The sequence below is a fragment of the Arthrobacter caoxuetaonis genome, from assembly GCF_023921125.1.
Classification (GTDB): domain Bacteria; phylum Actinomycetota; class Actinomycetes; order Actinomycetales; family Micrococcaceae; genus Arthrobacter_B; species Arthrobacter_B caoxuetaonis.
In genome coordinates this window covers 1,605,526-1,626,981 of the sequence record NZ_CP099466.1, presented here as the reverse complement: position 1 = coordinate 1,626,981, position 21,456 = coordinate 1,605,526, and the positions used below count along the sequence as shown (strand labels likewise).

18 protein-coding genes are annotated in these 21,456 nt (G+C 66.4%); 13 read left to right on the top strand and 5 right to left on the bottom strand.

Annotated elements, in window-relative coordinates:
• Positions 1–147: 147 nt before the first annotated feature.
• The 7 genes from NF551_RS07360 (at position 148) to NF551_RS07330 (ending at position 8,016) form a co-directional block, all read left to right on the top strand.
• A complete protein-coding gene (locus tag NF551_RS07360; protein WP_227896974.1) occupies positions 148–1,776 on the top strand; it encodes a peptide chain release factor 3 in 1,629 nt (542 codons plus the stop codon).
• Between the two features lie 121 nt (positions 1,777–1,897).
• The gene (locus NF551_RS07355) at positions 1,898–2,584 is read left to right on the top strand and encodes a VC0807 family protein (protein ID WP_227896975.1); all 687 of its coding nucleotides are present in this window, start codon (positions 1,898–1,900) and stop codon (positions 2,582–2,584) included.
• Positions 2,585–2,700: 116 nt separating this feature from the next.
• Positions 2,701–4,074 carry a DUF6421 family protein gene (locus NF551_RS07350; RefSeq protein WP_227896980.1) on the top strand — a complete coding sequence of 458 codons (1,374 nt, stop codon included), beginning with the start codon at positions 2,701–2,703 and terminating at the stop codon, positions 4,072–4,074.
• Entirely contained in the window at positions 4,071–4,796 is a 726-nt protein-coding gene (locus tag NF551_RS07345) for an SDR family oxidoreductase (RefSeq protein WP_227896981.1), read from the top strand. The genes NF551_RS07350 and NF551_RS07345 overlap by 4 nt, the downstream gene beginning before the upstream one ends.
• 44 nt (positions 4,797–4,840) lie before the next feature.
• Positions 4,841–5,917 (top strand): threonine aldolase family protein, encoded by a 1,077-nt coding sequence (locus NF551_RS07340; protein WP_227896982.1) that lies wholly within the window; start codon positions 4,841–4,843, stop codon positions 5,915–5,917.
• Between the two features lie 121 nt (positions 5,918–6,038).
• Positions 6,039–6,665 (top strand): DUF3000 domain-containing protein, encoded by a 627-nt coding sequence (locus tag NF551_RS07335; RefSeq protein WP_227897182.1) that lies wholly within the window; start codon positions 6,039–6,041, stop codon positions 6,663–6,665.
• Between the two features lie 76 nt (positions 6,666–6,741).
• Positions 6,742–8,016 carry an HRDC domain-containing protein gene (locus NF551_RS07330; RefSeq protein WP_227896983.1) on the top strand — a complete coding sequence of 425 codons (1,275 nt, stop codon included), beginning with the start codon at positions 6,742–6,744 and terminating at the stop codon, positions 8,014–8,016.
• A gap of 2 nt (positions 8,017–8,018) precedes the next feature.
• On the opposite strand, the gene sigJ is transcribed toward NF551_RS07330, so the two are convergent.
• Both sigJ and NF551_RS07320 read right to left on the bottom strand, forming a co-directional pair.
• Positions 8,019–8,939, bottom strand: a complete 921-nt coding sequence (sigJ, locus tag NF551_RS07325; RefSeq protein ID WP_227896985.1) for an RNA polymerase sigma factor SigJ — start codon at positions 8,937–8,939, stop codon at positions 8,019–8,021.
• Positions 8,882–10,024 (bottom strand): NAD(P)/FAD-dependent oxidoreductase, encoded by a 1,143-nt coding sequence (locus NF551_RS07320; protein ID WP_227896987.1) that lies wholly within the window; start codon positions 10,022–10,024, stop codon positions 8,882–8,884. The genes sigJ and NF551_RS07320 overlap by 58 nt, the downstream gene beginning before the upstream one ends.
• Positions 10,025–10,265: 241 nt before the next feature.
• On the opposite strand from NF551_RS07320, the gene NF551_RS07315 reads away from it, so the two are divergent.
• From NF551_RS07315 to NF551_RS07290, 6 genes are all read left to right on the top strand, one after another.
• Positions 10,266–11,624 carry a hemolysin family protein gene (locus tag NF551_RS07315; RefSeq protein ID WP_227897183.1) on the top strand — a complete coding sequence of 453 codons (1,359 nt, stop codon included), beginning with the start codon at positions 10,266–10,268 and terminating at the stop codon, positions 11,622–11,624.
• Positions 11,621–12,661, top strand: coding sequence for a hemolysin family protein (locus tag NF551_RS07310; protein WP_227896994.1), 1,041 nt, complete (start codon positions 11,621–11,623; stop codon positions 12,659–12,661). The genes NF551_RS07315 and NF551_RS07310 overlap by 4 nt, the downstream gene beginning before the upstream one ends.
• Before the next feature lie 181 nt (positions 12,662–12,842).
• Positions 12,843–14,084, top strand: coding sequence for a thiolase family protein (locus tag NF551_RS07305; RefSeq protein WP_227896996.1), 1,242 nt, complete (start codon positions 12,843–12,845; stop codon positions 14,082–14,084).
• Entirely contained in the window at positions 14,084–16,219 is a 2,136-nt protein-coding gene (locus NF551_RS07300) for a 3-hydroxyacyl-CoA dehydrogenase NAD-binding domain-containing protein (RefSeq protein ID WP_227896997.1), read from the top strand. The genes NF551_RS07305 and NF551_RS07300 overlap by 1 nt, the downstream gene beginning before the upstream one ends.
• 586 nt (positions 16,220–16,805) lie before the next feature.
• Positions 16,806–17,873, top strand: a complete 1,068-nt coding sequence (locus NF551_RS07295; protein ID WP_227896998.1) for a hypothetical protein — start codon at positions 16,806–16,808, stop codon at positions 17,871–17,873.
• Positions 17,874–17,912: 39 nt separating this feature from the next.
• Positions 17,913–18,380, top strand: coding sequence for an SRPBCC domain-containing protein (locus NF551_RS07290; protein ID WP_227897000.1), 468 nt, complete (start codon positions 17,913–17,915; stop codon positions 18,378–18,380).
• Here NF551_RS07290 and NF551_RS07285 read toward each other — a convergent pair.
• Genes NF551_RS07285 through arsB form a run of 3 tightly spaced genes read right to left on the bottom strand, consistent with a single transcriptional unit; the run spans position 18,377 to position 21,449 of the window.
• Positions 18,377–19,888, bottom strand: a complete 1,512-nt coding sequence (locus NF551_RS07285) for an FAD-dependent oxidoreductase (RefSeq protein WP_227897001.1) — start codon at positions 19,886–19,888, stop codon at positions 18,377–18,379. The genes NF551_RS07290 and NF551_RS07285 overlap by 4 nt on opposite strands.
• A gap of 32 nt (positions 19,889–19,920) precedes the next feature.
• Positions 19,921–20,337, bottom strand: coding sequence for an arsenate reductase ArsC (locus tag NF551_RS07280; RefSeq protein ID WP_227897003.1), 417 nt, complete (start codon positions 20,335–20,337; stop codon positions 19,921–19,923).
• Positions 20,334–21,449, bottom strand: coding sequence for an ACR3 family arsenite efflux transporter (gene arsB / locus NF551_RS07275; RefSeq protein ID WP_227897004.1), 1,116 nt, complete (start codon positions 21,447–21,449; stop codon positions 20,334–20,336). The genes NF551_RS07280 and arsB overlap by 4 nt, the downstream gene beginning before the upstream one ends.
• Positions 21,450–21,456 lie beyond the last annotated feature (7 nt).

Genomic DNA, 21,456 nt, shown 5'->3' with positions numbered 1-21,456 from the left:
GTGCGGTCTGTGCTGTGCACCACACTAAACCCAGTCGGCCCGCCTCCTGGCACGCCGCGGAAAGCCGGTTTGCGATCGGCGGCTAGAATGGAAAGGCTGTTCCTTGGGCAGCGCCCCACCCACTTCCCACTCCTGAAAGCAGCGGCAGTGTCCTCACAGGTCCAGACTCCCGTCCGTGCGAGCGCCAATCCGGCAATCGGCAAGGAAGCCGCCCGCCGGCGCACCTTCGCCGTCATCTCCCACCCCGACGCCGGAAAGTCCACGCTGACCGAGGCCCTGGCCCTGCACGCCCGGGTCATTGGAACGGCGGGCGCGACAAACGGCAAGGAAAACCGCCGCGAGACGGTCTCTGACTGGATGCAGATGGAGAAGGACCGCGGCATCTCGATCAGCTCCACCGCGCTGCAGTTCGCCTACCGGGACACGGTCATCAACCTGCTGGACACCCCCGGCCACGCCGACTTCTCCGAGGACACCTACCGTGTCCTCGCCGCTGTGGACTGCGCCGTCATGCTGGTCGACGCCGCCAAGGGCCTGGAAACCCAGACCATGAAACTCTTCGAGGTCTGCCGCTCCCGGAACCTCCCGATCATCACCGTGATCAACAAATGGGACCGCCCCGGACTCGACCCGCTGGCCCTGATGGACGAAATCACCGAGCGCACCGGACTGGCACCCATGCCGCTGACCTGGGCCGTGGGCATCGCCGGAGATTTCCGCGGCATCTGGGACCTGCAGAAGGACGAGTTCGTCCGCTTCACCCGGCAGAACTCAGGCGCTTCACTGGCCCTGGAAGAACACTTCACCCCCGAAGAAGCCGAAGCCGCCGAAGGCGACGCCTGGACCGATTCGCTCGGCGAGGCAGAGCTGGTCATCGACGGCCGCGAGTTTGACCGGCAGGCGTTCCTGGACGCGAAGGCCACACCCATCCTCTTCTCCTCCGCGGCACTGAACTTCGGCGTCAAGCAGATCCTGGACACTCTGGTTGACCTGGCTCCGCCCGCCGGCGCCCGCGTGGACGAAGACGGCAACTCCCGCGACGTAGACGCGCCGTTCTCCGGCTTTGTGTTCAAGGTCCAGGCCGGCATGAACAAGGCACACCGCGACCACGTGGCCTTTATCCGCGTCTGCTCCGGCATCTTTGAACGCGGCATGGTCGTCACGCACGCCAACACCGGCAAGACCTTCGCCACCAAGTACGCCCAGCACCTGTTCGGCCGCGAGCGCGAAGTGATCGACCAGGCCTACCCGGGCGACGTCGTCGGGCTGGTTAACGCCTCCGCCCTGCGCGTGGGCGACAGCCTCTACGTCGAAGAGCCGGTCCGCTACCCGCCCATCCCGTTCTTCAGCCCCGAGCACTTCCGCGTCGCCCGGTCCCAGGACCCCAGCCGGTACAAGCAGTTCCGCCGCGGCATCGACCAGCTCGAACACGAAGGCATCATCCAGGTGCTGCGCTCGGACCGGCGCGGTGACCAGGCTCCGGTGCTGGCCGCCGTCGGCCCCATGCAGTTCGAGGTCGTCGAAGACCGGATGAACCAGGACTTCAACGCCCCCATGCGCATGGAGCAGCTCTCCTACTCCATGGCCCGGCTGACTGACGCCTCCGCTGCCGAGGTGCTCAGCAACGTGCACGGAGCCGAAGTCCTCCTCCGTACCGACGGCGCCTACGTGGCCGTGTTCAACGACATCTGGGCCTTGCGCCGGGTGGAGAAGAACCACCCCGATGTTCCGCTGGCCGTGATCGGCACCGAGTCACCCAACAGCCGCGGCTACTAATCCGGTAGAAGTTCCGGGAACTCTGGTTCCGCCAACGTGGCCGACGTAGTTTCTACTCATGCAGGAAAGCGAAAGCGGACCTGGCGGCGAGGAGCGGACGTCGGCTCCTAAGGCCTCGCGCATGGCACCCGCTCTCCCCCGGATTGCCCGCCTGGCCCTGGACTTCCTGGTGCCTGTTGCGCTGTTCTACGCACTGCGTGCGGCCGGCGTGGGGGCCTACGCCGCACTGCTGGCAGGCACGGCTGCCTCAATGGCCGGCTCGCTGGCGGACTTCCTCCGCGTCCGGCGAATCTCACCCTTTACCCTGTATGCCCTGGCGCTGATGGCCCTGAGCACCGTGGTCTCGGTAATCCCCGGGGACGAGAGGTTCCTGCTGGCCCGCGGCGCACTGGTCGTGGGAGTCTCCGGGCTGTGGTTTCTCGTGAGTTCCGTGACCCGGCGGCCGCTGGTCTATGTGATGTCCAAGCCGGTGCTCGAAGGACGGTTCGGGTGGCCGGGGAACTGGGACAGGCTCTTTACTGAACTGCCGCGCTTCCGACGGATCTGGCGGGTGAGCAGCATTGCGTGGGGCGTGGGACTTTGCATGGACAGCGCCCTTCGCATCCTCATGGCCTGGAACCTCCCGGTAGACACGGTCCCGGGCCTGACGACGGCGCTGACGGCAGGAACAGCGCTCGTTCTGGTGGTGGCCGCCAACACCTACTACCAGGTGAGCGGCGCAGCCCGTGCCTGGTCACCGTTTTATGCCGGAGTTGCCGTGGATTACCCGAAGGGCCGCTGGGCCATACGCCGCGACAAAACACAGTAAGCATAAGCATTGCTTACTTAGCCGATTGCTAAGGGTAAGGTTCTTTGATTTCTGGCTACGCTGGGACCATCACTCACTCCCGGTTCGGGAGTCCGTGCAACTGGAAGGTCTCCGCCATGTCGTCCACCGTCTTCAGCTCCCCAGCCACTGAACTCGCCTCTCCCGAATCCAGCGCCGCCTGGCAGCGCCTGAAGAACGCCGCCACGGAGTTCGCGCAGTTCCAGGAACAGGACGGTTCGGTTCCCGCCGAGCACCGCACGGCAGCCGCAGCGCTGCTGGAGACGGTCCGCGATGCCGTGGCCGACCTGGCTCCCGCCTTTCCGCACGACTCCGAGTACTTGCACCTGGTGATCAGCGACCTGGACAGCTGGCTCGAAGCCGGCCTGGGCGTGCCCGACTTCCTCGATTCGCTGCTGGCCTTCCAGCCGCAGCTGGACCGCATCGACGGACTGCTCCACCTGGTGGTCTTCCCGATGTACACGCAGAACGGCTCACGATCCCGCCTGCTCGAGGCCGTGCTGGTGGAAGTCATCTGGCCCGAGTTCATTGCCGGCCTGGAAGCCGGGGAATACTCCAACAAACTCTTCGTTCCGATCCGGTTCCGTGACTTCACCCCGGGCTATGACACCAACTCCGCGGTTCTCTTCCCGGAAACCGTTGCCGTCCGCGAGACTCCCACGTTCACCTGGGGCGCCATCTTCGCCGACCGCGAGGCGGCCCGCTTCCGCCGGGTACTCCGCGCCGCCGCGGAGATCACCTCGCTGGAACTTCCCGAGGCTGCGGCGGACTTCCTGGACAACCAGGAACTCACCGAGGAGACCTTCGTGATGTGGGACCTCATTCACGACCGCACGCACATGCGCGGCGACCTCCCCTTTGATCCGTTCATGATCAAGCAGCGGATGCCGTTCTTCCTGTACTCGCTGGAGGAACTGCGCTGCGACCTGACCGCGTTCCGCGAAGCAGTAAAGATCCAGCATGACGACGACGCCGACCCCAAGGCGCGCAGCACCGCAGCGCTGGTGCAGTACGCGGTGATCTTTGACCGGATCTTCCGCTTCGCCATCACCGGATCCCGGGTGCGCAACTATGACGGCCTCGGCGGACAGCTCCTTTTCGCCTGGATGCACCAGAACCATGTACTGCACTGGACCGACGGCAAACTGAGCATCGACTGGGACGAAGTTCCCGCCGTCGTGATCCGGCTGGGCGAAGAAATCGAGGAACTGTACTGGCGTTCCATCGACCGGCCCAAGACAGCCCACTGGCTCGCTGCGTACACTCTGATTTCAGGCACAGTGACTCCGCACCCGGCATCGCGCTGGGCCAAGGGGCCGGATGCCCTGCCGCTGGACGGCCCGCCGCGCGCGCTCACTGACCAGGTGCTCGACGACGAATTCCCGCTGTCCATGTTCTACGAAGCGCTGTCGAAGAAGATGGCACCGGTCATCGAATCCACCGCCGGAATCACAGGGAGCAGCACACTATGAGCGCAGCCGGAGCCGGGGAAGCATCCGCGCTTGAGGGCTTGAGGGTCCTCGTAGCCGGAGCGGCCTCTGCCTCCGGCACCGCTGTGTGCACCGCCCTGGCCCGCGCCGGAGCCCAGGTGATTGCTGTCGGCTCCAGCGCCGGACGGCTCGATGAATCCCTGGGCCTGGTCGCCGGCGTCGAACTGCGCACCTGCGACCTGAGCCGCCCCGGCGACGTCGCATCCCTGGCCTCCGATATGCAGGGCTACGGCGGGATCGACGGCCTCATCCATCTGGTGGGCGGCTGGCGGGGAGGCGGCACCCTCGAGGACCAGAGCGACGATGACTGGGATTTCCTGCAGCAGAACATCATGACCACGCTGCGCAACGTCAGCCGCAGCTTCGTTGGACAGCTGGCAGCGTCCGAGCACGGGCGCCTGGCCATCGTCTCCTCCACCGCCGTGGAATCCCCCACGCCGGGAAACGCCGGCTACGCCGCGGCCAAGGCTGCGGCGGAGGCCTGGGTCCAGGCCATCGCCGCGCAGTTCAGCGGCACCGGCGCTGCCGCCGTCGTCTTCGTCGTGAAGGCGCTCGTGAATGATGCCATGCGGGCAGGGCAGCCGGAGCGGAAGTTCCCCGGCTATACCGATGTTTCCGAGCTTGCCCGCGCTGCCACCAGCCTGTTCACTGCACCGGCGGGGCAGATCAACGGCAAGCGGATCAACCTGGTTCCGCGCTCCTAAGAACCGATTTCAGCCAAGACCCACCCTGAGAGATACTGATTTTTGTGACTGATTTAGTGACTGATACTGCCTCCCTTCATGATCCCGCCCTGCGTGCTTTCGCCTCGGACAACTACTCAGGCGTCCACCCGGAGATCATTGATGCCCTGACCGCAGCCAACCTGGGCCACCAGGTCGCCTACGGCGAGGATGTCTACACGGCAAAGCTCCGCGAAGTCTTCACCGAACACTTCGGCAACCGGATGCGGGCCTTCCCGGTGTTCAACGGCACCGGTGCGAACGTCATCGGCCTGCAGTCCCTGCTGCCGCGCTGGGGTGCCGTGGTCTGTGCCTCCACTGCGCACATCAACGTCGACGAGAACGGCGCCCCGGAACGTGTGGGCGGAATGAAGCTCCTCACTGTTCCCACCCCGGACGGCAAGCTGACCCCCGAACTGATCGACCGCGAGGCCTGGGGCTGGGGCGACGAGCACCGGGCGCAGCCGCTGGCGGTCTCCATTACCCAGTCCACCGAGCTGGGCACGCTGTACACGGTCGAGGAAATCCAGGCGATCGCCGACCACGTGCACGCACGCGGCATGAAGCTGCACATGGACGGTGCCCGGCTCGGCAACGCTGCAGCCTCCCTGGGCGTCTCGCTCCGTGCGATCACCACGGACGCCGGCGTCGACATCCTCTCCCTGGGCGGAACCAAGAACGGCATGATGTACGGCGAGTGCATCGTCGCGCTGGATCCCGACGCCGCCCCCGGGCTGGACTACCTGCGCAAGATGAATATGCAGCTGGCCTCCAAGATGCGTTTTGTCTCCGCACAGTTCATTGCGCTCTACGGAACGGACCTCTGGCGCCGCTCGGCTTCCACCGCCAACGCCATGGCGGCCCGGCTGCGTGCGGCCGTTGAGAAGATCGACGGCGTGACCCTGACCCAGCCCACCCAGGCCAATGCCGTCTTCGCCACCCTCCCGGCCGGCGTGGCCGATAAGCTGCGGGACCAATTCCGTTTCTACGACTGGGACCAGGCCACCGGCGAAGTGCGCTGGATGTGCACGTTCGACACCAGCGAAGCGGACGTGGATGCCTTCGCCGCGGCCATCGCTTCAGAGGTTTCCGCCGCACGCTGATCCCTGGCCCTGTCGGTCGGGCCCGCCGGTCCGTAAGCTGAAGCCACGTAACGAAAAGGAAACACCGGCGAGCCTGATCGGCAGCAGGCCGGACCGGCCGTAATCTTCGAGGGTGAGTGCGATTGGTGACCTGTCACAGGTGCCCCCCGAATTCCTGACAGCTCTTGGGGCATTGCGCCGAGCCAAGTGCCGGCCTGAACTGCGGCTGGAAGAGATCCCGGCCCCGACCCGGCTGGCCCCGTTTGCGGTGTCGCTGGCTGCCGACGTCGGCATTTCAGGTCCCGTTCCCGCCTCCGCCACGTTCCATGGCCCGGTGGGACCCGTCCTGCCCGAGAGCCAGGAACTGGCCACGGGACGGTTCATCCTCCTCCACGACCCCGAGGGCAGCGCCGTATGGAACGGCACCTTCCGGATCGTCACGTACATCCGGGCCGAACTGGAACCGGACATGGGCAACGACCAGATGCTGGGTTCCGTCGCCTGGACCTGGCTGGTTGATGCGCTCCAGGAACACGGTGCCCGCTACTCCTCAGCCGGCGGCACCGCCACGAGGATCCTCTCCGAGAGCTACGGCACCCTGGCCGGGCGCAGCGACGCCATAGACATCGAGCTGCGGGCTTCCTGGACTCCGGCCGACGCCGACGTGCAGAGCCACCTTGAGGCCTGGTCCGACATGGTCTGCACCTTCGCCGGACTGCCGCCCCTCCCCGAAGGCGTGTCACCGCTGCCGAGGCGGCGCCTGAACTAGCCAATCGTCGCGCGGATTCCCGCGCCTGGCCGCAGGAAACGGTATTCGCGCCGGTACTCGATAGACTGAAGTCCTTATGACCGCGCAAACTTCCGGCAAAACCGCTCCCGAAGCACCGGCAGCCGATCCCGCTGCCGCCGCTCCCCTTCCCGTTCTTGAAACTCCCCGCGACGGAGTACCGCTGGTCATCGACACCGTGGCAGGGCTCGAACGCGCGGCACGTGCACTGGCCGCCGGCACCGGCCCCGCCGGCGTCGATGCCGAACGCGCCTCCGGCTTCCGGTACGGACAGCGGGCGTTCCTGGTCCAGATCCGCCGCGAGGGCGCCGGCACCTGGCTCATTGATCCGGAACCGCTGCGCGACCTGAGCATCATCAACGAAGCCCTCCGCGGGGTTGAATGGATCCTCCACGCGTCCACCCAGGACCTGCCGTGCCTCTCCGAACTGGGCATGTGGCCGGACAAGCTCTTCGACACGGAACTGGCAGCACGGCTGGCCGGACTGCCCCGCGTCGGGCTGGCCGCCGTCATCGAATCCCTGCTGGGTTTCAGCCTGGCGAAGGAACACTCGGCTGCCGACTGGTCCACCCGGCCCCTGCCCGAACCCTGGCTGCGCTATGCCGCGCTGGACGTTGAGGTGCTGGCGGAACTCCGTGAAGAACTCATCAAGGTCCTGGAAGCTGACGGCAAGCTTGAGTACGCCGAGGAGGAGTTCGAGGCCATCCGCAGCGCCGAACCCGCCCCGCCCCGCACCGACCCCTGGCGCCGCACCTCCGGCATGCACCAGCTGCGGGACCGCCGCCAGCTGGCCGCCGTCCGTGAGCTGTGGACTGAACGCGAACAGCTGGCTGAGCGCCGCGACACCGCCCCTGGCCGGCTGATTCCGGACTCCGCGATCGTCGCCGCGGCCCGGGCCATGCCCTCCACCGTTCCGGCGCTGCTCGGCACTCCCGGATTCCACGGGCGCGCTGCACAGAAGGAAGCCCCCCGCTGGCTGCGCTGCATCGCGGCTGCCAGGGACACCGAAGACCTGCCTCCGCTGCATATCCCCACGCACGCGCCGCCTCCCCCGCGGGTCTGGGCACGCAACGACCCAGCCGCCGCTGCCCGCCTGCATACCGCCAAACCGCGCCTGGCAGCCCAGGCGGAACGGCTCAACCTGCCGGTTGAGAACCTTCTGACCCCGGACCACCTGCGCCGCATCGCCTGGCGCCCGCCGACTCCGATCGACCTGGATACCGTCAGCGAGGCGCTGCGTTCCCTCGGTGCCCGGGAATGGCAGATCCGCGAATCGGCGGCCATCCTGACCGTCGCCTTCCTGGACCCCGATCCGCTGCCGGAAAAGGAATAGCTTCAGGGCTGCAGCCGGGCCAGTTTCTCCGGGTTGCGCATGGCGAAGACCCCGGTCACCAGTCCGTCCCGGAAGGAAAGCTGGAACACCGTGGTCACCAGTCCGTCTTCCCGGAAGGCAACGGCAGGCAGCCCGTTCAGCTCGATGAACTCCGGCACCGCCCCCTCGCCGTATTTGGCTGCCAGCCCCAGCAGCAGCGCCGCCACCCGCTCCGGACCGTACACCGGCCGGCGCGCGGCACTGACTTTGCCGCCGCCGTCCGAGACCAGCACGACCTCGGGAGCCAGCACGTCCAGCAGGTCCTGCACCTGCCCGGTCATCGCGGCTTGGAGGAAACGTTCGACGGCGGTCCTGTGCTCTGCCTCGTCCGGCACCGTCCGCGGCAGGCCGGAACGCACCCGTTCCCCGGCCCGGTGCACCAACTGGCGGACAGCAGCCTCCCCGGCACCGAGCGCGGCCGCGATTTCGCGGTATTCGAACCCGAAAACTTCGCGCAGCACAAAGGCTGCCCGCTCCGGACCGTTGAGGCTCTGCATCAGCACCAGCATGGCCGTGGAGACTTCCGCCGCCGTGAGGGCCGCAACCTGCGGGTCTGCCTGCTCCCCGGCGCCCGTGGGCAGCGGCTCAGGCAGCCAGTCTCCGATGTACTCCTCCCGGCGCCGGGCGGACGCCCGGACCGAGTTCAGCGCCTGGCGCGCCGCGGTCCGGGCAAGATAGGCCCGGGGATTGTCTACCGGGTGCCCGACGGCGGAGAAACGCAGGTAGGTTTCCTGGACCACGTCCTCCGCGTCGGCGACGGTTCCCGTGATGTCGTAGGCGATGGTGAAGACCATGCCCCGATGGGCAAGGAATTCGACCTCCCGGGTTAGGCCCATGCCGCCCGCGGCACCGGCTGTGGATTCAGCTTCGGACCCCTCGGCCATGTGTAGGCTCCGCTCTTTCGTGCCTCCCCGCGGATCCACCGCAGCGTCATTCGGCAGATTACCTCTTTCAAGACTGCAGCGGACCGTCCGTGGACATGCAGCCGCCGCGGCGTGAACCCGGGCGTCAGGAACTGCACCGCGCCGTCCCGGCGCCCCAACGAGATGCACTGCGCCTGGAAACCGCTGTCGTGCCGCGGCAGCGGCTCTCCCTCCTGCAGCCGGAGGATGTTGGAGGCAGCTTCGGCGCCCATGGGCATCGCGGTGGCGCAGGTCATCGGCAGGTAGCCATATCCCGGCGCACCAATCACGGCAGCATCCCCGGCTCCGAAGATCCGGTCCTGGCCGGGGACCCGGAGAGAGGAATCCACCACCAGCCGGCCGTCAGCATTGACCGGCAGACCGCTTCGCGCAGCCAGGGACGGAACACCGAACCCCGCGCACCACAGCACCAGGGACGCCTCCGGAAGGTTCTCCGGATCCACTGTGCCGGCATGTACTTCAACGCCTGCCCGGCGGAGGCTCTCCAGCATGCCGCTGCGCGTGCTCTCTGCCAGTTGCGGAACCAATGTCCCGGAGGCATACAGGGTGAGCGGGTTGTCCGGGTATTGCCGGGCGATCTCCGCCGCCATCTCCACGGCGGTCAGCCCTCCCCCGACAACGGCGATCCGTTCCCCGCGCGCCAGCTCCCTGAGCCGCCTCCGTGCCTCACGCGCGCCATCCAGCCGGTCAGGGGCGACGGCGCCGGCGGGGGCCGGGGCGCTTCCGCTGCCCACTGCGTACACCAGGTATTCGTACCCCATCGAGTCACCAGAGGCCAGATGCACGGTCCTCGCCGACGGCTCGATCGCCGCGGCTGCGCCGGCCACAAGCCGCACGGCCGGGTGCAGCAGCGAGCGGTAGTCCTGCGTGGGGTCCGCCCTGCCGCCGGCTGTGAATTCGTGCAGCCGGATCCGTTCGGTGAAGCGGGGATCCGGAGTCAGCAGGACAGTGTCCTGCCCACGTCCGGCCAGCCGGTTCGCTGCCATGACACCGGCATACCCGCCGCCCAGGATGACCGTGGCCGCTGTGGTGGTATCCGTTTGCATTTCTCGCTCCTCGAGTTCGCCTGCACCGGTCGTTCCGGCTGTACATAAGACACCTCCGGACCCCGTTTTGTGACAGCTCGGCAACAATCAGCCCCAAACACCCCCTCTGGCCAGGCACTTTCAGGATTTTCCTAGGAAAGGGCCGTAGGCTCTTGGCTACTATGGACGACCCTTCTCATAAACCCATGCCCTCCTGTGTGCCAGACAATTTGGTTCTAGGGGGGCACCTCAGTTGAATGATTTGTATGAATGGCTCATGATCGGCGTTGGCCTCGTGCTGACTGTCGGTACCGGCCTCTTTGTGGCCTCGGAATTTGCCCTGGTCAACCTCGACCGCAGTGATCTGGAGGCCCGACAGGCCGCCGGGGAAAAGCGTCTTGGTCCCACCATCAAGGCCCTGAAAATTACCTCTACCCATCTTTCCGGTGCCCAGCTGGGCATCACCCTTACCACCCTGCTTTCCGGCTACACCTTTGAACCGGCCATCAGTGCGCTGCTTCGCGGCCCGCTGCTGAGCGTCGGCGTACCCGAGGCAGTCGTCGGCGGTACCGGCGCAGTGATCGCCATTGCCGTTGCCACCCTGCTCTCCATGATCATCGGCGAACTGGTGCCCAAGAACTTTGCCCTGGCACTGCCCAAGGCCACCGCCAAGGTAGTAATTCCGTTCCAGGCACTGTTCACCACCGTCTTCAAACCCGTCATCCTGGTCTGCAACAACACGGCAAATAAGGTCATCCGCTCCTTCGGCATCGAGCCGAAGGAAGAACTCTCCGGTGCGCGCAGCGCCGAGGAACTCAGCTTCCTGGTCCGCCGCTCCGCACTGGAAGGCGTACTCGACCAGGACCACGCGGAACTGCTGCACAGGACACTGCGCTTTTCCGACCACACCGCTGAAGACGTCATGACCCCGCGCGTGCGGATGGTGGGCGTCCAGGCCACGGATACGGCCGAGGACATCATTGCCATCGCCGTGACCACCGGATACTCCCGCTTCCCCGTTCTTGGCCGGGACCCGGACGACATCCTGGGCGTCCTGCACGTCAAGCAGGCCTTCGCGCTGCCGCTGGAGGCACGTGCCACCACGACGGCGGCAGACGTGATGGTCCCGCCGCTGCGGGTCCCCGAATCCATGGGCGTTGACTCCCTGCTGGGCATCCTGCGCAGCCAGGGACTGCAGATCGCCGTGGTGACGGACGAACACGGCGGCACCGCCGGCGTCGTCACCCTGGAAGACCTGGTGGAAGAAATCGTCGGCGAACTCGAAGACGAACACGACCGCGCACGCGTCGGCGTCGTCCGCACCGGCCGCTCGGTCACCTTCGATGCGTCGCTGCGTCCGGATGAACTGCTGGACCGTGCCGGAATCACCGTGCCCGACGGCGAGGACTACGAAACGCTGGCCGGCTTTGTCACGCACTGCCTGGACCGGATGCCCGAACTGGGCGATGAAGTTGAAGTCGACGACGGCGTCCTGCGCGTCGAGCGCGTTCTTGGAACGCACGTTGAGCGCCTGCGCTTCACCCCCAACGCCGGTTCGGAATCACCGCGCAGCGCGCACGACCGCCTGGTCGATACCCTGACGAAGGAAGCCACCCAATGAGTGAGTATCTGCCCGGCATCATCTGGCTGTTCGTGCTGCTGGCCGTCAACGCCTTCTTTGTGGGTGCCGAATTCGCCGTCATCTCCGCCCGCCGCTCCCAGATTGAGCCCAAGGCCGCCCAGGGCAGCAAGGCGGCCAAGACCACGCTGTGGGCGATGGAACACGCCACCCTGATGCTGGCCACCAGCCAGCTCGGTATCACCGTCTGTTCGCTGCTGATCCTCAACGTCTCCGAACCGGCCATCCACCACCTGCTGGAAATCCCGCTGGCGAACACGCCGCTGACGCCGGAGGCCATCAGCATCACGGCGTTCATCGTGGCCTTGCTGCTGGTTACCTTCCTGCACGTGGTGGCGGGCGAGATGATCCCGAAGAACATCTCCTTCTCCGTACCCACCAAGGCAGCGCTGCTGCTGGCTCCCCCGCTGGTGCTCGTGGCCAGGGTTTTCAAGCCCGTCATCTGGACGCTGAACTCCATTGCCAACAGCGTGCTGCGCCTGTTCAAGGTAGAGCCGAAGGATGAGGCGACCAGCACCTACACGCTGGACGAAGTCGCCACGATCGTGGAGCAGTCCACCCGCGAAGGTGTGCTTGACGATGCAACCGGCACCCTGACCAACGCCTTCGAGTTCACCTCGAAGACCGTTGCCGACGTCGAGGTGCCCTTGCCCCAAATGGTCCTGGTCCCGGCCGAGCCCACCCCGGCAGACATCCGGGCGGCAGTGGGCATCCACGGCTACTCCCGGTACATCCTGGCCGACGCCGACGGCGGGCTCACCGGTTACCTTCACCTGAAGGACGTGATGGACCTGCACACGGCGGAGACGTTCAACGCCCCGGTTCCGGCAAAGCGCATCCGCCGCCTTGCCTCAGCGTTCCGCGGCAGCGAACTGGAGGACGCACTGGACACCATGCGCCGCACCGGCGCCCACGTGGCCCGCGTGTTCGACGCTGAGGGCAACACCACCGGTGTCCTGTTCCTGGAGGACATTATCGAAGAGCTGGTAGGCGAAGTGCAGGACGCCACCTCCGCCTAGCATCACCTTCCCCATCCCAAGACCCGGAATCCGCGACGCGCGGGTTCCGGGTCTTGCTGTTTGCACCGGAGTTTGCTGGGCTGGAGTTCGCCTGCGGCGCACGGCTGCAGCCCTTGCAGCCTAAGTTACTGGCGAGTAACATTGGGCGTGAGCTAATCCACATCTCAAAGAGGAGCAGTACGTGAGCCCACAGAGCCGAGCACGGCAGATCAGGGACGTCGTTTTCGTCGACGGCGTCCGCACCCCCTTCGGACGGGCCGGCGAGAAAGGCATGTACGCCGACACCCGGGCCGATGACCTGGTGGTCAAGTGCATCCGCGAACTGCTGCGCCGCAACCCGTCGCTGCCTCCGGAACGCGTTGACGAGGTAGCCATTGCCGCCACCACCCAGTCCGGCGACCAGGGCCTGACCATCGGCCGCACCGCGGCACTCCTGGCCGGTCTGCCCCGTACGGTTCCCGGCTTCGCTATCGACCGCATGTGCGCGGGCGCCATGACCGCCGTGACCACCACTGCTTCGGGCATCGGCTTCGGCGCGTACGACGTCGTGATTGCCGGCGGCGTGGAACACATGGGCCACCACCCGATGGGGGCCGGCGCGGATCCCAACCCGCGCTTCGTCACCGAGCGCCTCGTGGACCCGGCTGCCCTGAACATGGGCAACACCGCCGAGAATCTGCATGACCGTTTCCCGGACATCACCAAGGAACGCACCGACGCTTACGCCGCTGCCAGCCAGGAGAAACTGGCCAAGGCCTACGCAGGCAACCAGATCCAGCCGGACCTGGTTCCCGTTGCCACCAAGAAGGCCGGCGCCGGCTGGACACTCAGCTCGGTTGACGAAGGGCCCCGCCCGGGAACCACGGTTGAAGACCTGGCCACCCTGCGCACCCCGTTCCGCCCGCACGGCCGCGTCACCGCGGGCAACGCGTCGGGACTGAACGACGGCGCCACCACCGCACTGCTCGCGTCCGCGGATGCCGCCGAGGAGCTCGGCCTGCCCGTGAAGATGCGCATGGTGGGCTACGCCTTCGCCGGCGTCGAGCCCGAGGTCATGGGCATCGGACCGGTGCCTGCCACCGAAAAGGCACTGAAGCAGACCGGCCTGTCCATCGAGGACATCGGCCTGTTCGAAATCAACGAGGCCTTCGCCGTGCAGGTCCTCTCTTTCCTGGACCACTTCGGCATTGCCGACGACGACCCCCGCGTGAACCGCTATGGCGGGGCCATCGCCGTCGGACACCCCCTGGCTTCCTCAGGCGTGCGCCTGATGACGCAGCTGGCCCGCCAGTTCGAGGAGGACCCGTCGGTGCGCTACGGCATGACGACCATGTGCATCGGCCTGGGCATGGGCGCCACCGTCATCTGGGAAAACCCCAACCACCCCGATTACAACACCGAGTCCACGGAGGCTTCGAAGTAATGACTGCCACTGATTTCCAGCGCCTCGCCGGGCTCTTCCCGAACGAGGTTGTCACTCACTCCTACGTCTCCGACGTCGAGCTGCCCGGCGGGGCCGGCACCTTCGCCCTCATCACCCTGGACAACGACGTCGACCACTCCCGCCCCACCACGCTGGGCCCGAACACGCTGCTGGAACTCGGCGGCGTGCTGGATGCCCTGAAGGAGCGCGCGGACAAGGGCGAGATCGTGGGCGTCGGCGTGACAGGCAAGCCGCATTACCTCGTGGCCGGCGCCGACCTCTCCGCGGTGAAGACCCTCGGCGAGTACGAGGACGGCGTCGCCATGGCTGCCCTGGGGCACGATGTTTACGCCAAGCTCGGCAACCTGGGCGTGCCCAGCTTTGCCTTCATCAACGGTGTGGCGTTGGGCGGCGGGCTCGAGATCGCCCTGCAGTCCGACTACCGCACGGTCTCTACCGGGGCGGGTGCCCTGGCCCTTCCTGAGGCGTTCATCGGCCTGGTTCCGGGCTGGGGCGGCGTCTACCTGCTGCCGCGCCTGATCGGACCTGAGAACGCCGTCAAGGTCATGATCGAGAACCCGCTGAGCAACAACCGCACCCTGTCGGGTCCTGCTGCCTACAAGCTCGGCGTGGCGGATGCCCTGTTCGAACCGGCCGACTTCCTGGAGCAGTCCCTCGCCTGGGCCTCCCGGGTCATCACGGGTGCGGCGAGCGTCGCCCGGCCCAACGCCGTCGAGCCTTCCGAGGTTGCCGACCGCTGGGATGCCGCCGTCGCTGCCGGCCGTGCCTTCGTCGAGGCGCGTACGTCCAACGCTGCCCCCGCCCCGGCCAAGGTGCTGGACCTGCTGGAAGCCGGCAAGGAGTGGACGCGGGAGCAGTCCCGCGAGGCCGAGTGCGATGCACTGGCTGAGCTAATGCAGACCCCGCAGTTCCAGTCCACCGTGTACGCGTTCCTGGACCTGGTGCAGAAGCGCGGCAAGCGTCCCGCAGGGGCTCCTGACAAGAAGCTGGCGCGCCCGGTGACCAAGGTCGGCGTCGTCGGCGCAGGGCTGATGGCCAGCCAGCTGGCCCTGCTGTTCGCCAAGAACCTCAAGGTTCCCGTGGTGATGACGGACATCGACCAGGCACGCGTGGACAAGGGTGTGGGCTACGTCCACGCCGAAGTGGACAAGCTGCTGGGCAAGGGCCGCATCTCTCCCGACGCCGCCAACCGCACCAAGGCATTGGTCACGGGCTCGGTTTCCAAGGATGTCTTTGCGGATGCCGACTTCGTGATCGAGGCTGTGTTCGAGGAAATGTCCGTCAAGAAGCAGGTCTTCGCCGAGGTGGAGGCCGTGGTCTCCCCCGAGTGCATCCTGGCAACCAACACGTCCTCCTTGTCGGTCACCGAGATGGCTGCCGACCTGCAGCACCCCGAGCGCGTGGTCGGGTTCCACTTCTTCAACCCGGTGGCCGTGATGCCGCTGCTGGAGATTGTGCGCGCCCCGAAGACCGACGACGCCGTGCTGGCCACCGCGTTTGTCCTCGCCAAGCAGCTGAAGAAGACTGCCGTACTGGTCAAGGATGCGGCGGCGTTCGTGGTCAACCGGATCCTGGGCCGGATGTTCGGCGAGATCACCAAGGTGTTCGACGAGGGCACCGACGCCGCCACCGCAGATAACGCGCTGCGCCCCATGGGCCTGCCGATGACCCCGTTCAGCCTGCTGGCCCTGGTCGGCCTGCCGGTTGGTCAGCACGTCCAGGAATCCCTGCACGCTGCCTTCGGCGACCGGTTCTACGTCTCGGAGAACTCGCAGAAGCTGATCGACGCCGGCATCAAGTCGCTGTGGCAGAAGGACGAGGACGGCAAGCCGTACGTGCCGCAGGAAACGCTGGACCTGCTGACCTTCGGCGACTCGCCGTCCACGTCCGAGGAAGTCCTGCGCCGCACGCAGGATGCCCTGGCCGAGGAAATCGGCCTGATGCTGGACGAAGGCGTTGTAGCCGGTCCGGAAGACATCGACCTCTGCGTCATCCTCGGCGCCGGCTGGCCGATGCACCTGGGCGGGATCACCCCGTACCTGGACCGGGTTGGTGCTTCTGACCGCGTGAACGGGAAGCTGTTCAACGCCGGTGCTGTGCCGGCTGCTGTCTAGTTCTTTACCCGTTTGCCCGCTTGGCACGCGCCGGGCGGACCGGAACGGCTGCAATCCTGCCGCCTAACCCGGTCCGTCCGGCGCTTTGCGTCCGCCGTTCTCGGCGTGTCTCAGTTGCGTGCACGGCGGAGCAGGACGGCGGCGGCGAGCAGCACTGCGAAGCACGCCGCAGCTGCCCACCATCTGAATCTCGCGGCAACAAGCTGACGCTCGGAAACACCACGCTCCTTGTCATTCCCTGCTGAGGTCCTGGCCATACGGTCCCTTATGCATGCACCGTGTCATAGCAACACTCTCTGCGTACCAGCTCTCACGATTTTGTGGCCGGCGTCGAACCTTTGGGGAGATAACACTGTTATGGGTCTTTCTCGCCCAACGTTTGGGGAGATATCGCTGTTCTGAGCGGGTCAAAGCAGCGTTACCTCCCCAATGGTTTCGCTGAACCTTCCCTAAAGAGCGTTATCTCCCCAGAGGATGAGGGGGTGATCGCTCTGGGCCCCCTGAGGCGTAGCCTCGACTTGGACCGGACAGCCCGATCGACGGCATCCGGCGTCCGGACAAGCAGGCGCCATGCAAGGATGGGCGGATGGAAACCCAGCCGAACCTGCTTCTTGAGGGACCTCGCGGGCGGCGTCTGTGCCTGGAGCTCGCGATGGAACTTGATTCCGACGTCCGAAGCGCCGTCTTCCATCTTGGGTACGAACTGGACCCCGGAAAAGGAACTTCCACGGTTCTCTTCGCCCTTTCCAGCGGCGGTTCTGAGGCCAGCGCTCCAAGCGAAGAGCCGTCCGTGGGCGACCTGGCGGCGGCGCTTCGATCAATCGATGCGTCCAGCATCACCGAGGAACAACTCGCTGCGGCCCTGCAGAGGGCCGTGGGTACCGCACGGTACTGGCAGGAACCCGACGGGGAAGATGTGCTCGCCGGCCTGCCGGCCATAACGGCAGCCCTCCAGCCGATCGCTGGGCAGATCCTTGCCACCCATACCGGGCAAGCCTGGTCCCAGGAGCATCAGGCGGAGCAGTGGGCCGTGGACTGGCGTTCCGCGGAGGACCCGGCGCCGCTGCCTCGGAATCCGCAGGAGGTGCTGAACAATTGGGCTGAGGGGGTGCGCTCCGAGGAAGCACAGGCTGCACTGGATCGCCCCGAGAGCGTCTACGCCAACATCACGGGAACCTGGTGGTCCTGCCCTCTTGGAATCATCCGGACTGTGGGGGCCATCCCCGCAGCATTGAATCTGGTGGAGGACTCTTTCGGGGAGCAAGAGGCCACAGTGATTCCGGTATACGGAGCTGGGCGGACCTTGGAGATACACACTGCGGAGGACTGGATCTCGCTTTGCCGTGCTTATCCAGTGGAGGTCACTGCTTCCCGCAGACACGACTGGTTTCACACGACTGGCAGGAACGGCCAGTGGGTGATCCCGGATTGGCAGAGGGTTGCCTCGGAATGGGACGCAGTGCATCTGACGACCATGGGCTACCTCAACACGGCCGGCCGGGCACTTGAGGTGCACGCGGACACCGCCACTGTCCTCGCCGGATGGGATCCAGACAGCACACTGTGGCTGACCGACGTCGTCCGCGAAGCAGAGGTGCCGCGGCAGCTCTGGTCCCGGGAGCCCAACGGCGACGTCTGGACCCGGACCGGCTAGCTCCGCACGCGGACAGGGCAGTGTGCCAGAATCATCGCCATGCCACTCTCCCAGTACTCAATGGCCGACGACGTCCTCACGGTGTCCTGGGCATTTCCCGTTCCTCAGCAAGACGTCTGGAACGCGTTCCGCCAGCCCACCCTGTTGTCCCAGTGGCTGGGCAGGGCGACCGAATGTGATCTCAGGCCGGGCGGACGGGTACTGATCGACCACGGGGACGGCTTCGGGCCCAAAAGCCTGGTGCTCACGGCCAATGAGCCGGAGCTCCTGGCCATGACCTGGAACTTTCCGGACGAACCGGAATCACAGCTGGAGTTCAGCCTCGATCCCACGGAGCAGGGAAGCACCCTTGAACTCCGCCATCTCAAGCTCGGCAACCTCACCGGCGCCTATCTCCCGGGCTGGCTCACCCACCTCACGTTCCTTGAAGCAGCTGTCTCCGGGACTCCGCTGCCAGCGGCGCAGTTCTGGCCGCTGCACTCAACGCTTCAAGCGTTGTGCCCTTAGCTCTCCTCACGGGCTGAGCGCCCGTGCGCCAGACCCGTGGGGATGCCGAGGAACGCCGGCTCCGGTGCACTGCAGCACGAGGACGCCGCCGGTTCCGGTTCAGGCGCGGTTCCACAGCAGGACGAAGCCGCTTCCGGTTCAGCAGCGGTGTACGGCTCAGGCGTCCCACAGCAGGAAGCCTCTTCCGCGGCGGAGTCGGTCCCGCAGCTGGCATCGGTGTCGCAGCTGCCGCCCAGATCGGTTGAGCAGACCCCGGTTTCGGGCAGGACAAGTTCCACCTTGTCCGCGGCTTCCTGGTCCCCCGCAAGGGCTGCCGCGATGGAACGAACCTGCTCGTAGCCGGTGGCCATCAGGAACGTTGGCGCCCGGCCGTAGGACTTCATGCCCACAATGTAGAAGTCCTTTTCCGGATGGGCCAGGAGCCGCGCACCGTGAGGTTCCACGGTGCCGCAGCTGTGGAACTCCGGATCGATGAGCGGGCCGAGCTGCCGCGGTGCTTCCACTGCCGGATCAAGGTCCAGCCGGATTTCGCGCAGCATGTCCAGGCTGGGACGGAAGCCGGTAGCAGGAACCAGCAGGTCCACGTCCAGCTGCGTTTCGCCGGACGGGGTGCTTCCCACGACCGTGAGGCTGTCCGCCGCTTTGAACCCGGTGATCGTGAACGAGGTGTGCAGTTCGATCCGGCCCTCTTCGACGAGGGCACGCAACCGGCTGCCCAGGGCGCCGCGGGCGGGCAGGCCGTCCAGGTCTCCGCCGCCATAAACACTGGCCGCCGAGGACCGGCGAATGGCCCAGCTGATCCGGGTGTCCGGCTCCTGCTCGGCCAGCTCCCCCAGCGCCAGCAGACTATTGGCTGCAGAGTGCCCGGCACCGACCACCAGGACATGCCGGCCGGCAAACCGGGCGCGCTCACGGCCGGCTACGTCAGGCAGCGGGACAGTGATGAAGCCTGCAGCGTAGGCCTCCGCTTCGCCTGCGGCAGGAAGCCCCGCCTGTCCAAGCGGGTTCGGGTTGTTCCAGGTGCCGGAGGCGTCGATGATTGCGCGTACCCGGTGTTCACTCACGCTGCCAGACTCATCCCGAATGCGGAGCAGGAACGGGGTGTTCTCCCGTCCGCCGGTTCGGGTCTTGTCCAGTCCTTCCCGGGTGACGGCAACGACTTCGCTGTTCAAATGCAGGGCACCGCTCATCGACGGCACGGCCGCCAGCGGGCGAAGGTACAGTTCGAGGAGTTCGGCCCCGGTCGGCAGCGTGTCGGCGTCCGGTTCCTGCCAGCCGGTGCCCTCGAGCAGGCGGCGTGCGGCGGCATCGACGTCGTACTGCCAGGGTGAGAACAGCCGGATGTGCCCCCAGGCGTTGACGGCCGCGGCCGGTGAGTCGCCGGCTTCGAAGATGATGGGGGTCAGTCCGCGCTCAAGGAGGTGCGCGGCGGCGGCCAGCCCAACGGGCCCGGAGCCGATGACGGCGACGGGGAGCTGGGACAGTGCGGTGTCGGTGTTCTTCGACATGAATTTCCTTCGCGGAGAATGTGGTTCGGGTGCTAGGCGCTTGGAAGAAGATCGGCAATCAGGGACTGGATGCGCGCCTTGATCTCGTCCCGAATGGGGCGGACGGCGTCCACGCCCTGCCCGGCCGGGTCCTCGAGCTCCCAGTCCTCGTAGCGCTTTCCGGGGTAGATCGGACAGGTGTCGCCGCAGCCCATCGTGATGACGACGTCGGACTCCCGCACGGCGTCGGTAGTCAGGACCTTGGGCTGCTCGGCTGACATGTCTATGCCTTCCTCCGCCATGGCCTCGACGGCGGCCGGGTTGACCTGCTCAGCCGGCGCAGACCCGGCGGACCGGACTACGATCCGGTCCTCGGCCAGGGTCCGAAGGTACGCGGCGGCCATCTGCGACCGTCCGGCGTTGTGGACGCAGACAAACAGGACGGACGGCTTGGCAGCTGCTTCGGTCATCGGTTGGCCTTCTCTGCCGGGGTGTCGGCAACGGTGGGGGTGGCTGTGGGCCAGTACTTCTTCTGCGCCCAGAGAGCGGCATAAACGAGGGCGACCAGGACGGGGACTTCGATCAGCGGTCCGACGACGCCGGCCAGCGCCTGGCCGGAGGTCACTCCGTACGTGGCGATGGCAACAGCGATGGCCAGTTCGAAGTTATTGCCGGAAGCGGTGAAGGCAAGGGTGGTTGTGCGTGGATACCCGAGGCCAAGGAGCTTGCCCAGCACCATCCCGGCCACGAACACGACCACAAAGTAGACCAGCAGCGGCAGGGCGATGCGGGCGACGTCGAGCGGGTTGGAGGTAATCTCATCCCCCTGCATCGCGAACAGCAGGACGATCGTAAACAGGAGCCCGTAAAGTGCCCAGGGGCCAATCTTGGGCAGGAATCTGTTCTCGTACCAGTCACGCCCCCTGGCACGTTCGCCGAATGTGCGGGTAAGGAATCCGGCCAGCAGCGGAATGCCCAGGAAAATGAGGACGCTCAGCGTGATGGCCCAGAACGAGAAGTCTGCGCTGGCGGTTTCCAGACCGAGCCAACCGGGCAGAACCTGGAGGTAGAACCAGCCGAGGGCACCGAAGGCGAGGACCTGGAAAACTGAGTTGATTGCCACCAGCACCGCTGCGGCTTCACGGTCCCCGCATGCGAGATCGTTCCAGATCATCACCATCGCGATGCAGCGGGCCAGCCCCACAATGATCAATCCGGTGCGGTATTCAGGCAGGTCCGGAAGGAAGGTCCAGGCCAGGGCGAACATAAACGCAGGCGCCGCCACCCAGTTCAGCACCAGGGACGTGATCATCAGTTTGCGGTCGGCCACAACCCTGCGGGTCTCGCTGTAACGCACCTTGGCCAGCACCGGGTACATCATCACCAGGAGCCCGACGGCGATGGGGAGCGAGACGCCAGCGACGCTCACTGAGTCCAGGGTGGGCGCAATGCCGGGGACGAAACGGCCCAGCAGCAGACCCGCCGCCATGGCAGCGACAATCCAGACGGGGAGGAAGCGGTCAAGGGTGGAGAGCCGGGCGGGGGCCTGGCCGGTTGCAGGCGGCTGGGCGGGGTGGCTCACGAAGCTC